The organism is Sphaerochaeta sp. S2 (assembly GCF_016406725.1).
Lineage (GTDB): Bacteria > Spirochaetota > Spirochaetia > Sphaerochaetales > Sphaerochaetaceae > Sphaerochaeta.
Genome location: NZ_JAEKNT010000511.1, coordinates 1 through 12,554, shown reverse-complemented (window position 1 = coordinate 12,554; position 12,554 = coordinate 1). Strand labels below are relative to the sequence as shown.

Genomic DNA, 12,554 nt, shown 5'->3' with positions numbered 1-12,554 from the left:
CAATTTCAGCGTGTTGGTGTGAGTTGAGCCGAACCAGTGGGACGTTCCCATCTTCTTGCATGAATGTCTCAGGAAACCCAGCCACATCCTTGACCTCGGGGTAGAGCACTGAAAAGGCCTTCTTTCCAATAAGCAGGTTGTAGAGGACCAGATTCTCTATATCTGCATATCCGTGAATGGTTCCAGGGCGAATACAGAACACCATGCCTTCCTGCAACTGTCGCTTGTCCTGTTCCAAGAGGTGGATGCCTTTTCCTGATACGACTACGACAATTTCATAGAAATCATGACCATGCAATGAGAAAGGAATCTCAGGGTCACGTAGCAGCACTTTTACAGGAAGGCTGTTTTCCTTGAAGAACATGGTTTCGTGCAATGTAAAACTAGACATGATAAAATCGTGCTAGAATTTGACTATTCTGTCAAGGTAAAAAATGCAAATGGTGGCAAACTAATAAATGAATACTTTTGTACGAGGAGGGCTATCATGTCTTACTATGAGGAAGCCAAGAAAATATATGCACACTATGGTGTCGATACCGACTCTGTCCTTGATCAATTGTCTGACGTTCCCATCTCTGTCCACTGTTGGCAGGGTGATGATGTTGGAGGTTTTGAGCGTCCTGATGCCGAACTGGCTGGTGGAGGAATACAAACCACAGGAAACTATCCCGGCAAGGCAAAGACAGTCGAGCAGTTGCGTCAGGATCTTGAGCAGGTCTTCTCTCTGGTTGGTGGAAGTCATAGGCTGAACCTGCATGCCAGCTATGGGGAGTTCGGTTCAACCTTTGTTGACCGTGACCAGATTGAGGAGAAGTATTATCAAGGTTGGCTTGATTGGGGCAAGAAGATGGGTATCCCTCTGGACTTCAATGGAACGTTCTTCAGTCATCCAATGGCTGATGATGGCTATACCTTGGCAAGCAAGGATGAGAGAATCCGTAGGTTCTGGATTGAGCACGCAAAACGCTGTAGGAAGATTGCTGCCTGGATTGGTGAGCAACAGGGGAGTCCCTGTATCCTCGACACCTGGGTTCCTGATGGTGCAAAGAACCTCACTGTTGACAAGTTTGGGTACCGTGCCATTCTCAAGGAGAGCCTTGATGAGATCTTTGAGACAGAATATCCCAGCGAATTTATGCGTGATGCTCTGGAGACCAAGCTATTTGGAATCGGAAGCGAAGCTTTTGTGGTTGGCTCGCATGAGTTCTATATGAACTATGCAGCACGGAACAACAAGATGCTCTGTATTGACATGGGACACTTCCACACAGAGGAAGATATCTCGGATAAACTTTCCGCCATCCTTCTCTTTGATGATGAGATTCTCTTGCACGTGAGTCGCCCCATGCATTGGGACAGTGATCATGTGGTTCTGTTCAATGACAAGATCAAGATGGTTGCAGAGGAGTTGGTGAGAAGCGGAAAACTGGAGTCCTCCCACATCGGCCTGGATTTCTTCGATGCATCAATCAACCGTATTGGCGCCTGGGTTACTGGTATCAGGGCAATGCGTAAAGCCTTGCTCTTTGCAATGCTTGAGCCGATTGATCAACTTATTGAGTATGAAGAGTCAGGAAATGGCTATGCAACCATGGCGCTGCTTGAACAGCAGAGTGTTCTTCCCTTCGGTGCCATCTGGGATGAGTACTGCAGAAGAACAAACACTCCACTGGAGAGTGAACTCATTGAGTTGGTAAGTTCCTATGAGAGGGAAGTATTGGGGGAACGTTCATGAGTTTTGCATCCCTGATTGCCCACTCCAAGCGGTATGGCTCTGACCCTTCTTATGTATTATTGGGAGGTGGAAACACCTCCTATAAAGAGGGGAATATCCTCTATGTGAAGGCTAGTGGCCATGCCTTGGGAACCATTGATGAATCGGGTTTTGTCAAGATGGATCTGAGGAAGCTTGAGAAAATTTGGGGAAAGCAGTACAGCAATGATGACGAGGAGAGAGAGGATGAAGTTCTCAAGGATATGATGGATTGCCGCCTCGAAGGCGAGACAGCCCGTCCTTCTGTTGAGGCTTTGCTCCATGCATTACTTCCATTCCCGTATGTCATCCACCTTCACCCTGCCATGGTGAATGGTCTTACCTGTGCACAGGAAGGAGAGAAGGCTGTTGCCAGGCTTTTCCCTGAAGCGCTCTGGATTGAATTGGTGAAGCCTGGATTCATCCTTGCAGATATTGTCCGCTCCAGGATGGCCAAGCAGAAGCAGGAAACAGGGAAGGTCAGTTCCCTGATTTTCCTACAGAACCATGGCATTTTTGCCGGAGGGCAGAGTTTGGAGGAGATTGAAAACCTCTACAACTCCTTGATGGGGAAGATTTCCTCCCAGTTGGTAAGAAAGCCTGATTTTTCACCCTTGGAAGCAGACTCATATCGTGTTGAATCAGTCAAGAAGGAGCTTGGAACTCTTACAACAGAGCCAATTCTTTTCTCTTGGAACAAGGAGTTTGCACACTACCTGCAGGATGAGAAACATTTCCAGCCAGTCGCTTCTTCCTTTACCCCTGACCATATTGTTTACGCCGGTTTCAAGCCACTGTGGGTTGAAGAGGGGCAGGACGTAGTTTCTGCTTTCAAACAGTATGAGGCCGAACACGGGGTTAACCCAAAGATTGTCTGCATACAAAACCTTGGGGTATTCTCCCTGGGCGAGAAACCGATGCCGCTCTTTGTGGATACCGTATCGATTGCGGTGTATACCGAGAGTTTTGGAGGACCCCGTTTCATGGATGATGCAATGATTGATTTCATCAGAAACTGGGAAGTGGAGAAATATCGGTCTTCGGTTGCATCAAAGTAGGTAAGATGGCATCACTGCAGGATATAAACAAACGTTTTAATGCGGTGATGCCGTTCGTCACACCAATTGGTGTGGTACTTGGCTTGCTGCTTGGTCATCGTTTGGATTCCTTCCGTTTTCTTGGAACCTATTTTTTTGCATTCATTACCTTTGTAGGAGCATTGGGGGTAAGCTATCGTCAGTTTGCCCAGATTGCCCGCAGAATGACCTCTGTGTTGCTTGTGCTGTTCAGTGCGCATATAGTGCTGCCGGTTTTGGTGGCTCTGCTTGGCCGTATAGTATTTCCCACACAACCCGATATTGTCACCGGCTTTGTGTTGCTCTCTTCGATTCCAATCGCGGTCACTGCATTCATATGGTCGACAATTTATGATGGCGATGCTGCTCTTGCGCTCTCGCTCATCATTCTTGATGCCTTGCTCTCTCCTATCCTGACACCCCTGACGATCAGGCTGCTTTCCAATACGACAGTGGAAATCGACCAAGGAGGGATCATGACCAGCTTGCTGGTGATGATCGTCCTACCATCCCTTGTGGGGATGTTGGTTACCCAAACCATGCCCAAGGTTGCAAAGGAAGCCGTGCTCTATCTCAGCCCGGTTACCAAGCTCTTACTTATTGTAGTGGTGGTAATTCATGTAGGAGCGCTCTCTGGTTCTCTCTCCTTTTCCTGGATTTATGTTCCACTTATTCTGATGAATCTACTCGTCATTGCCTTGGGGTTCCTGGTTGTCTATGTACTCGCGAGGTATGTCCTTAAGGTGGATCGTCCCAGCCTTGTCAGTATGACCTTTACCGGAGGGATGAGGAATATCAGTGCAGCTTTGGTGCTTGCCACCACCTATTTTCCCCCACTTGCAGCCCTTCCTGTCATTCTGGGAATTCTTTTCCAACAGACATTCGTAGGGTTGCTGGGGGGAGTGCTGTTTGGAAACAAGAGAAATGGTTCTCCTTCTTAATCTATACTTATAGAGATATTCACGTAAATCACTTTCTTTGCTTTGTCTTTTAACTTTCAATGTATAAGAAATCAGGTTCCATATCTGTTTCATGACAAAATCGTGCTAAAAAATGACTATTCAGTTATTGCAGATTTTGAAATCGGTGTCACACTAAGAGTAAAGGAAGTTGTGACAGTAGTTTTGCTGTTTGCCCTGGTGTTCTGCCAGGTACAGATAGGTTCCGGGTTTTCCCGGAGAAGATTTCTCAAAAGGAGTGTTTTGTTATGAAGAAAACGTTGTTGTTTGTTCTCATCATGACCATGGTCCTTGGTGCAATGTTTGCCCAGGGAACCAAAGAAGCAGCCCCAGCGGGTGAAAAAGAGATTGTCATTCTCGGAAAGAGTATGGGAAATGGGTTCTTTGATGCAGTATTCAAAGGCAGTGAAGAAGCTGCTGCTGAGCTCGGTGGGATCAAGACGACCTATATGGCACCTCCCCAGGCAACTGCAGAAGGCCAGATTGAGATCATCGAGACCTTGATCGCACAGAGAGTTGATGGTATTGCCATCAGCGCAAACGATGCAGATGCATTGATTCCTGTAGCCAAGAAAGCCATGGCAGCCGGTATCAAGGTTATCAGTTATGACTCTGGTATCAATGCCGGTGGACGTATTGTTGACCTCCTGCCCAGTAATCCTGAGCTCATTGGACGCCAGCAGGTACAGCTTGCTGCTGAACTGACTGACTACAAGGGTGATGTTGCTGTCCTTTCCGCTTCAGCTCAGGCTACCAACCAGAACCTCTGGATTGAGTGGATGAAGGAAGAGATCAAGGAAGCTGACTATTCCAAAATGAAGCTTGTTGAAGTTGTCTATGGTGATGATGCTCCTGATAAGAGCTATCGTGAAGCAGTCTCCTTGATGCAGAAATATCCTAACCTGAAGGCTATTATCTGCCCGACCACTGTAGGTCTGCTTGCAACCGCACAGGCTGTCAAGGACGCTGGAAAGAGTGGCGTTGTTGAAGTAACCGGTCTTGGCCTTCCTTCAGAGATGAAGGGCTACATTCTTGACGGCACCTGCCGCCAGATGGCTTTGTGGAATCCAATTGACCTTGGATACAGTTCCACCTACATCCTTGATGGTCTTATTGATGGTACCATCGACGGAGCAACTGGTGAAGAGATTCCTGCCGGTCGCATGGGCTCCATCAAGGTTGAAGAGAACGGAATTGCCTTCATGAGTACTCCGTATGTATTCAACAAGGACAACATCGAGAAGTTCGCAGAGATCTATTAATCGAATCACACCTGGCTCCTGCTTCCCTTCGGAAGTGGGAGCCTTTGCATCTGCTTGCATAAGGAGGAACAATGCAACAGGCATTGTTGGAAGTACAACACGTAACAAAGGTGTTTCCCGGTATCAGAGCCTTGGATGATGTACATCTCTCCCTACGAAGGGGTGAAGTGCATGCCCTCATTGGAGAGAACGGAGCAGGAAAGTCCACCTTGGTGAAGATTCTCACCGGAGTCTATATCCCTACCAGTGGAACAATGGCCTTTGAGGGGAAAGGAATCTCCTTCAAGAATGCAATCGACGCCCAACAGGCAGGGATTGTAGCCATCCATCAGGAAGCATCCATGTTTCCTGAGCTCAGTGTCACAGAGAATATTTATATGGGACACCACCTCAGGAATCCGAAAACAAAAAAACTCGACTGGAAAACCATGCAAGAGAATACCCAGGGATTGCTCCAGAGGATGCAACTCGATATCAATCCAGACTCCCTGGTCAAGAATCTCAGTGTTGCACAGCGCCACATGGTGGAAATTGTCAAGGCACTCAGCCTTGATGCAGATCTGGTCATCATGGATGAGCCAACCAGTGCACTTACCGGCCGAGAGGTCGATGATCTATTCAGGATAGTCCGCTCCTTAAAGGAAGAGGGCAAGGCAATTCTCTTCATCTCCCATAAGTTTGAAGAGATTTTTGAAATTTGCGATTACTACACGGTTTTCCGTGACGGACAATATATCGGGGAAGGGAAGGTAGCTGAGAGCAACGAAGATACGATCATTAACATGATGATCGGGCGCTCAATAAACCAGATGTACCCCCACCATGAACCAAAGATTGGTAAGAAGGTGCTTGAGGTTAAGCATCTCAGTCAGCTTGGTGCCTTCAAGGACATCTCCTTTGATTTGCATGAAGGGGAGATTCTTGGTCTCTTCGGGCTTGTCGGAGCTGGTCGCAGCGAGGTAGTGAGAACTATCTTTGGAATTGACAAGGCCAGTGAGGGGACGATGCATTTACTCGGGAAACCCTTTATGCCCAAAGGTGCCATTGACAGCATGCGAAAAGGGATTGCCTTGGTGCCTGAAGATCGCCAGAAGCAGGGTTTGGTATTGAAAATGAGTTTGACCCATAATATCAGCCTACCGGTATTGACCAATCTTTGCTGGAAAGGTCTGGTGACCAGGAAAAAGACCGAATCTAATTATGTCCAGGAACATGGTGATCAGATGGAGATAAAATCTGCAGGATACCACGTCGATGCTGAGACGCTCAGTGGGGGTAACCAGCAGAAGGTCGTACTTGCCAAGTGGATTGGGACAAATCCGAAGATTCTCATCCTAGATGAACCTACCAAGGGTATTGATGTGGCAACGAAGGCAGCAGTACACGAATTCGTCTGTGAAATGGCAGACAAGGGTGTTGCCGTTATCTTGATTAGTAGTGAGCTTCCTGAAATCTTGGGAATGTCAGACCGGATCGTCGTGATGCATGAAGGGTACCAGACAGCCATTCTTGATGCAGAAGAAGCGACAGCAGAGTCAGTAATGCGGTATGCAATCGCAACTGTACAGATGGAGGCCTCCAATGCCTGACCTATCCTTCTCCTCCTTTGTAAAGAAAGCACTGGCCCGTAGGGAGGCAACCCTTACCTTGTTGTTGGTGGTGCTCCTAGTGCCGATTTCAATCCGCTCCCCGCAGTTTCTTTCTGCGAAGAATATTTCCACCATCCTCAACGACATGGCTATTCTTTCCATTGTCGCCATAGGTGAATTCTATGTTATCCTCTCGAACGGAATTGACCTCTCGGTTGGTTCCATTATCGCCTTCACCGGTATGGCTACCGGTATGATCAATGAGGCAAATCCTACAGTCAGTCCCTTGCTCCTCTTGCTTGCAGGAATGGGCATTGGAATGGTGATGGGACTCTTCAATGGTGTGTTGGTTGCCTACGGGAAAATCCCCCCGATCATCACCACCTTGGGTACGGTGAATATCTATCGCGGGCTTACCTTTCTCCTCAGTGGAGGTACGTGGGTTACAGCCCATGAGATGAGTAAATCCTACATAGATTTCCCTCGTAATAGTTTTCTCGGAATTTCTAACCTGCTCTGGATTGCCTTATTAGTTATTGCAGTCTTCTACTATTTCAGCAGGTATACCCGTACAGGACGGGAAGTTTATGCGATCGGGGGAAACCCGACAGCAGCAAAGTTTGTAGGAGTGAATGAGAGCAGGGTAAGGGTAGTGGTATTCCTTATCAGTGGAACGCTCTGTGGCCTTGCAGGAGCTCTTTGGACCGCTCGCTATGCTTCTGCGGTGAATGAGATGGCAACTGGGTTCGAGATGCAGGCAGTAGCAGCCTGTGTGCTTGGTGGGGTCAACTTTGCAGGTGGCTCCGGCGGCATCATCGGAGTGGTCCTGGGGACGCTCTTCCTTGGTGTGGTCACCAATGCGTTGCCGGTTATCTACCTGTCAGTTTTCTGGCAAACGTTCGTCCAAGGCTTGATCATTCTTATCGCATTGACGCTCAACACCATGAGTGACCAACGAAAGACGAAGAAGCTGCTTGCACAGAGGAGAGGCTAGGTATGGCTGAAAAGAGAGATTTAGTAGCAAAATCCCGGCTTATCGATGAAATGTCGCTCAAGAACCGGTTGATAGAATATTTCACCCAGTGGGAAGTCTTGCTCTCCATTATCATAGTAGTGGTGTTCGTGTTCTTCACGATCAGGACTCCCTATTTTTTGGATTGGTTCAATTTGATGAATGCAACCTTCCAATTCAGTGAGAAGGCAATCATGGCCCTTCCCATGATCTTTATCATCATGTGTGGAGACATTGATATTTCAATTGCTTCCATTATTGCCCTTTGTGCTTATGTGGTTGGCAATGCTGCTCAAAGTGGGGCTTCCATTCCTTCTTTGATATTCCTAGCTCTTCTAGTTGGGACACTTGCCGGACTGTTCAATGGGGTAATGATCACTGCCCTCGAGATGCCAGCAATCGCCGTTACCCTTGCTACACAGTCTGTTTTCAGGGGGATCGCAATTGGTTTGCTGGGAGACCAGGCACGCACTGAATTCCCAGAAAATTTTGGATTCTTTGGGCAGCAATTCATACCTGGTACCATTATCCCCTTTGAGTTCGTCCTCTACCTGGTGCTTGTATTGCTCTTTGCTTTCATCTTGCATAAGACAACGTATGGAAGAAGGTTGTACGCCATCGGAAACAGTGCTGAAGCGGCTCGTTTCTCTGGTATCAAGGTAAAGACCATGAGGATTATCAACTTCACCGTTACCGGATTTTTCTGTGGTCTCACGTCCATACTGCTTGCAAGCCGCATTCTCTCTGTCCGCTCAAACATTGCAACCGGATGGGATTTGGAGATTATCACCTTGGTAGTTCTTGGTGGTGTTGCCATCACCGGAGGTAAGGGAAGTGTGTATGGTGTTTTCATCGGCTCCATGCTGGTTGGGTACCTTAAGTTTGGTATGGGCTTGTTGAAGTTCAGTGGAACCCTGATGACCATTGTCATTGGATTGCTTTTAATTACTGCGGTCCTGCTTCCTCGATTGCTTGATATGTACAAGGCAAACAGGAAGCTACGGCTCCAGCAAATGAGTAGAAATTAGGAGATCACATATGATGAGACAGGCATTCGTCATGCAGTTGAAGAAAGGATATGAGGAAGAGTACAAGAAACGTCATGATGAGATCTGGCCGGAGTTGAAGGCTCTGCTCAAGGAAAGTGGAGTTTCTGATTACACCATTTTCCTTGACCGGGATAGTGGATTGCTCTTTGCTTTTCAGAAATCAGAGGGAGAGTCGGGGAGTCAGGATCTTGGCTCAAACCCCATTGTCCAGAAGTGGTGGGCCTATATGGCTGATATTATGGACACGAATGAAGACAACTCACCGATATCGCTTCCCTTGGAGGAAGTCTTTCATATGGATTGACGAATCCCTTTCGAAAACACTTGAAAAGTTAGCGATACTATAATAGAATCGAAAGCGTAACGAAAGTGATAAGAAAGTAGGAGTGTATCATATGATAGGGCTTTCCCCTCGGGAAAAACACATACTCCAGCTTCTGAAAAGTGGTGAAGAGTATCCTGTATCCAGGCTCAGCGAAGAGCTGGGAGTTTCTGCGGTTACCATCAGGGGAGATTTACGGGACCTGGATTCAAAAGGTCTTGTTATACGAAGCCACGGCCGGGTCGTGGTTGCATCCGCTCCCCAAGCAGCCTTTCGTGATGATACCAATACTCCAAAAAAAGATCTGATTGCAAAACTTGCTGCAACCATGGTAAAGGATAATGACTTTATCATGATTACCAATGGATCCACCTGTTCCCTGATTCCCAGACACATATTCGGGAAGAGGAATGTACGGGTGGTAACCAACTCAACACTTATTCTGCCCTACGCACGGGCAAATACCCAGCTCCAGGTTACATTGGTTGGCGGTGAATACCGAAGCGAAGCTGAGGCCCTTGTCGGGCCTGCTGCCATTTCCCAGATAGAGAACTACCATGTATCCACCACCTTCTTCGGTACAGATGGATTTACCATGGAACATGGACTTACTACCAGCCTGATCGAAAATGCACAGGTGGTACAACGTATGTGCGCACAAGCAACACGGCGGGTATTGTGCGTTGATTCCTCAAAGGTGGGGAATCGTGGGTTTGTGCGGATTATGCCGGTAACAGAGATAGATACCATTGTCACAGACAGTGGTTTTCCTGCAGACCTGATCACCCAGCTCGAGGAGCAGGGCGTTGAGGTCCTTATTGCAAAGTAGAGGAGTGAACACATGGCACAACAAGTTGTGATGCCCAAACAGGGAAACTCAGTGGAATCCTGCATTATTGTGGAATGGAATGTCAAAGTAGGTGACAAGGTTGCTGTAGGGGATGTCCTATGCTCAGCAGAGACCGATAAGTCAACCATTGACGTTGAATCGACCGCTGAAGGTGTAGTACTGGCCATACTGTATGAGGAAGGGGATGATGTTCCCGTAATGGTCCCCATTGTCATGGTCGGGGAGGAAGGCGAGAAAGTCGAGCTTCCCAAGCCAGAAACCAATAAAGAAGAACCAAAGGAAGAGAAACAGGAAGCAGCACCAGCTGAGGACACACAACCTGAAAAAGCTACTCCTCCCTCAACGGCAGACAAGGCTCAGGGATCCAGCCCCAGGGCACGCAATCTGGCTTCCTCCATGGGAGTATCACTCTCCTCTGTACAGCCCACCGGTCCTAAAGGCCGCATCATTGAACGTGATGTAGCTTCAGTGGCTGGAGAGCCTCTCAGTCCGGTTGCAAGACAGCAGGCTCTTGAACAGGGAGTCCAGGCTCCAGGACGTGGTAGTGGCATTGGAGGTAGAGTCCTCTCTTCCGACCTACAGGTGAAACCTGCGATTGCTACTCCATCACGAATGGGAGAAGTCTCTGAAGAGATTCAGGAGATACCTGTGAAGGGAGTGAGAAAGGTAACTGCAAGGAGAATGATGGAGTCAATTCACTCCACATGCCAGCTTACCCTTCATGCCCAGGCTGATGCACGTGCCCTGAAACGTCTGAGAGCAGGATTCAAGAGTGCTAAGAGTGAGCTCGGTTTGAACAAGGTTACAATCAATGATTTGATCCTCTTTGCAGTCAGTAGAACCTTGCTGGAGTTCCCTGCATTCAATGCACACTTCCTCGGGGATAAGATGTTGCGCTTTAGCCATGTGCATCTTGGTGTCGCTACCGACACACCGAAGGGCCTTCTGGTCCCTGTGGTGCGAAACAGTGACATGCTCAGCCTCCGTCAGCTCTCTGAAGAGACCAAGGCCCTGATTGATAAGTGCAAGGAAGGAACAGCCCAGCCTGACGAACTCAGTGGTTCAACCTTCACGGTAAGTAATGTAGGAGCCTTTGGTATTGATGCATTCACCCCGGTACTCAACGTGCCTGAGGTTGCAATCCTAGGGGTTGGCGGCATTACCCTGACGCCGGTAGAGGATGAGGATGGGGATATCGTTTTTATTGAAAAGATTGGACTCTCACTGACAATGGACCACCAGGCAGTCGATGGTGCAGATGCTGCACGCTTCCTGAAGGCCTTGATGGACAACATTGCCTCCATTGATCTCTTGTTGGCACTGTAGGGAGGATACATGAGTACCTATGATTTAATTGTAGTTGGCAGCGGTCCTGGCGGATATGTTGCCGCAGAAAGAGCAGGGGCACTTGGCAAGAAGGTCCTGCTCATAGAGAGAGGGCACCTTGGAGGAGTCTGTACAAACTGGGGGTGTATCCCCACCAAGAGTCTTCTGAACAGTGCCAAACTCTATCATCATGCACTTGATGGTGCAAAACATGGAGTTGAGGCTGCCTCGGTGACATTCAACCTTCCTAGTGCAATGAACTGGAAGAATGATACGGTGAGGACGCTGAGAGGTGGTATCGAGTTCCTGATGAAATCGAACAAGGTGGAAACAGTTTTTGGTGAAGCTGAATTCATCGACCCACATCATGTGAAAGTGGGAGACGCTGTCTATGAAGGTTCCTACCTGATGGTCGCCACCGGTTCCTCTGCTTTTGTTCCACCTATCCCTGGAGCAAAATTGGAACATGTGCTCACCAGCAATGAGATTCTGGATCTCGAGGAAGTACCCAAATCCCTGGTTGTTATCGGTGGTGGGGTTATCGGGATCGAATTTGCCTCGTTTTTCTCCATGATTGGGACCAAGGTCACCGTCATAGAGATGATGGATGAGATTCTCCCCATGATGGATGGCGAGTTCGCCAAGCTGATGAGACGTGAGCTCAAGGAAGTGGACTTCCGCCTTGGTTGCAAGGTAGAGGAGATCACCAAGGAAGCGGTGTTCTATACTGATGCCAAGGGAGATAAACAGTCTACTGAAGCAGCACTGGTCCTGATGAGTGTTGGGCGTAGGCCGAACACCCAGGGGCTGGAGAAGCTTGGAGTAGATATCGACCGACAAGGGGTGGTGGTAAATGACCGTCTGCAGACCAATGTTGCCAATATCTGGGCTATTGGAGATGTGAATGGTCGCTCCCTTCTTGCCCATAGTGCATCCCGCATGGCAGAGGTTGCCATCTCCAATATCTTCGGTTCAAAAGAGATGCGCATGCGCTACAACGCAATTCCCTGGGCTGTTTACGCAAATCCCGAGGCAGCTGGTTGTGGCATCACAGAAAAGGAAGCCAAGGAAAAAGGCATTCCTGTGAAGAGCCAAACCGTGCAAATGCGCGCAAACGGTCGTTTCCTCGCTGAGCAAGGCAAGCGTGCATCAGGATTGGTGAAAGTGATCTGTCACCAGGAAAGTGGTGCCATTCTTGGAGTTCATCTGCTGGGACCCTACAGCAGCGAGATGATCTGGGGCGCTTCTGCTCTTATTGAAGCAGAGCTAAGAGTCCAGGACGTCAAAGAGATAGTATTTCCACACCCGAGTGTATCCGAGCTTATCAAGGATGCTTGCTTTGCACTCGACCAT

Annotated in this window: 12 protein-coding genes; 11 read left to right on the top strand and 1 reads right to left on the bottom strand. The window is 48.3% G+C overall.

Going from position 1 to position 12,554, the window contains the following annotated elements:
* A partial coding sequence (locus JF818_RS14970) for an AraC family ligand binding domain-containing protein (protein WP_198892807.1) occupies positions 1-391 on the bottom strand: 391 nt, incomplete at its 3' end.
* A 96-nt stretch (positions 392-487) separates the two neighbouring features.
* On the opposite strand from JF818_RS14970, the gene JF818_RS14965 reads away from it, so the two are divergent.
* From JF818_RS14965 to lpdA, 11 genes are all read left to right on the top strand, one after another.
* Positions 488-1,738, top strand: a complete 1,251-nt coding sequence (locus JF818_RS14965) for an L-rhamnose isomerase (protein ID WP_198892806.1) — start codon at positions 488-490, stop codon at positions 1,736-1,738.
* A complete protein-coding gene (locus JF818_RS14960) occupies positions 1,735-2,814 on the top strand; it encodes a class II aldolase/adducin family protein (protein WP_198892805.1) in 1,080 nt (359 codons plus the stop codon). The genes JF818_RS14965 and JF818_RS14960 overlap by 4 nt, the downstream gene beginning before the upstream one ends.
* A gap of 5 nt (positions 2,815-2,819) precedes the next feature.
* Entirely contained in the window at positions 2,820-3,773 is a 954-nt protein-coding gene (locus JF818_RS14955) for a bile acid:sodium symporter family protein (protein ID WP_198892804.1), read from the top strand.
* A gap of 266 nt (positions 3,774-4,039) precedes the next feature.
* Complete coding sequence (gene rhaS, locus JF818_RS14950; protein ID WP_198892803.1) at positions 4,040-5,053, top strand: rhamnose ABC transporter substrate-binding protein; 1,014 nt, start codon at positions 4,040-4,042, stop codon at positions 5,051-5,053.
* A gap of 71 nt (positions 5,054-5,124) precedes the next feature.
* Entirely contained in the window at positions 5,125-6,642 is a 1,518-nt protein-coding gene (locus JF818_RS14945; RefSeq protein ID WP_198892802.1) for a sugar ABC transporter ATP-binding protein, read from the top strand.
* The gene (locus JF818_RS14940) at positions 6,635-7,636 is read left to right on the top strand and encodes an ABC transporter permease (RefSeq protein WP_198892801.1); all 1,002 of its coding nucleotides are present in this window, start codon (positions 6,635-6,637) and stop codon (positions 7,634-7,636) included. The genes JF818_RS14945 and JF818_RS14940 overlap by 8 nt, the downstream gene beginning before the upstream one ends.
* A gap of 2 nt (positions 7,637-7,638) precedes the next feature.
* Positions 7,639-8,682, top strand: coding sequence for an ABC transporter permease (locus JF818_RS14935; RefSeq protein WP_198892799.1), 1,044 nt, complete (start codon positions 7,639-7,641; stop codon positions 8,680-8,682).
* Positions 8,683-8,692: 10 nt separating this feature from the next.
* Positions 8,693-9,007 carry an L-rhamnose mutarotase gene (gene rhaM / locus JF818_RS14930; RefSeq protein ID WP_198892797.1) on the top strand — a complete coding sequence of 105 codons (315 nt, stop codon included), beginning with the start codon at positions 8,693-8,695 and terminating at the stop codon, positions 9,005-9,007.
* A gap of 91 nt (positions 9,008-9,098) precedes the next feature.
* Positions 9,099-9,854 carry a DeoR/GlpR family DNA-binding transcription regulator gene (locus tag JF818_RS14925; RefSeq protein ID WP_198892795.1) on the top strand — a complete coding sequence of 252 codons (756 nt, stop codon included), beginning with the start codon at positions 9,099-9,101 and terminating at the stop codon, positions 9,852-9,854.
* Positions 9,855-9,866: 12 nt separating this feature from the next.
* A complete protein-coding gene (locus JF818_RS14920) occupies positions 9,867-11,201 on the top strand; it encodes a dihydrolipoamide acetyltransferase family protein (RefSeq protein ID WP_198892793.1) in 1,335 nt (444 codons plus the stop codon).
* Positions 11,202-11,210: 9 nt separating this feature from the next.
* Positions 11,211-12,554, top strand: a 1,344-nt coding sequence (lpdA, locus tag JF818_RS14915; protein ID WP_198892791.1) for a dihydrolipoyl dehydrogenase, incomplete at its 3' end; no start/stop codon positions are given.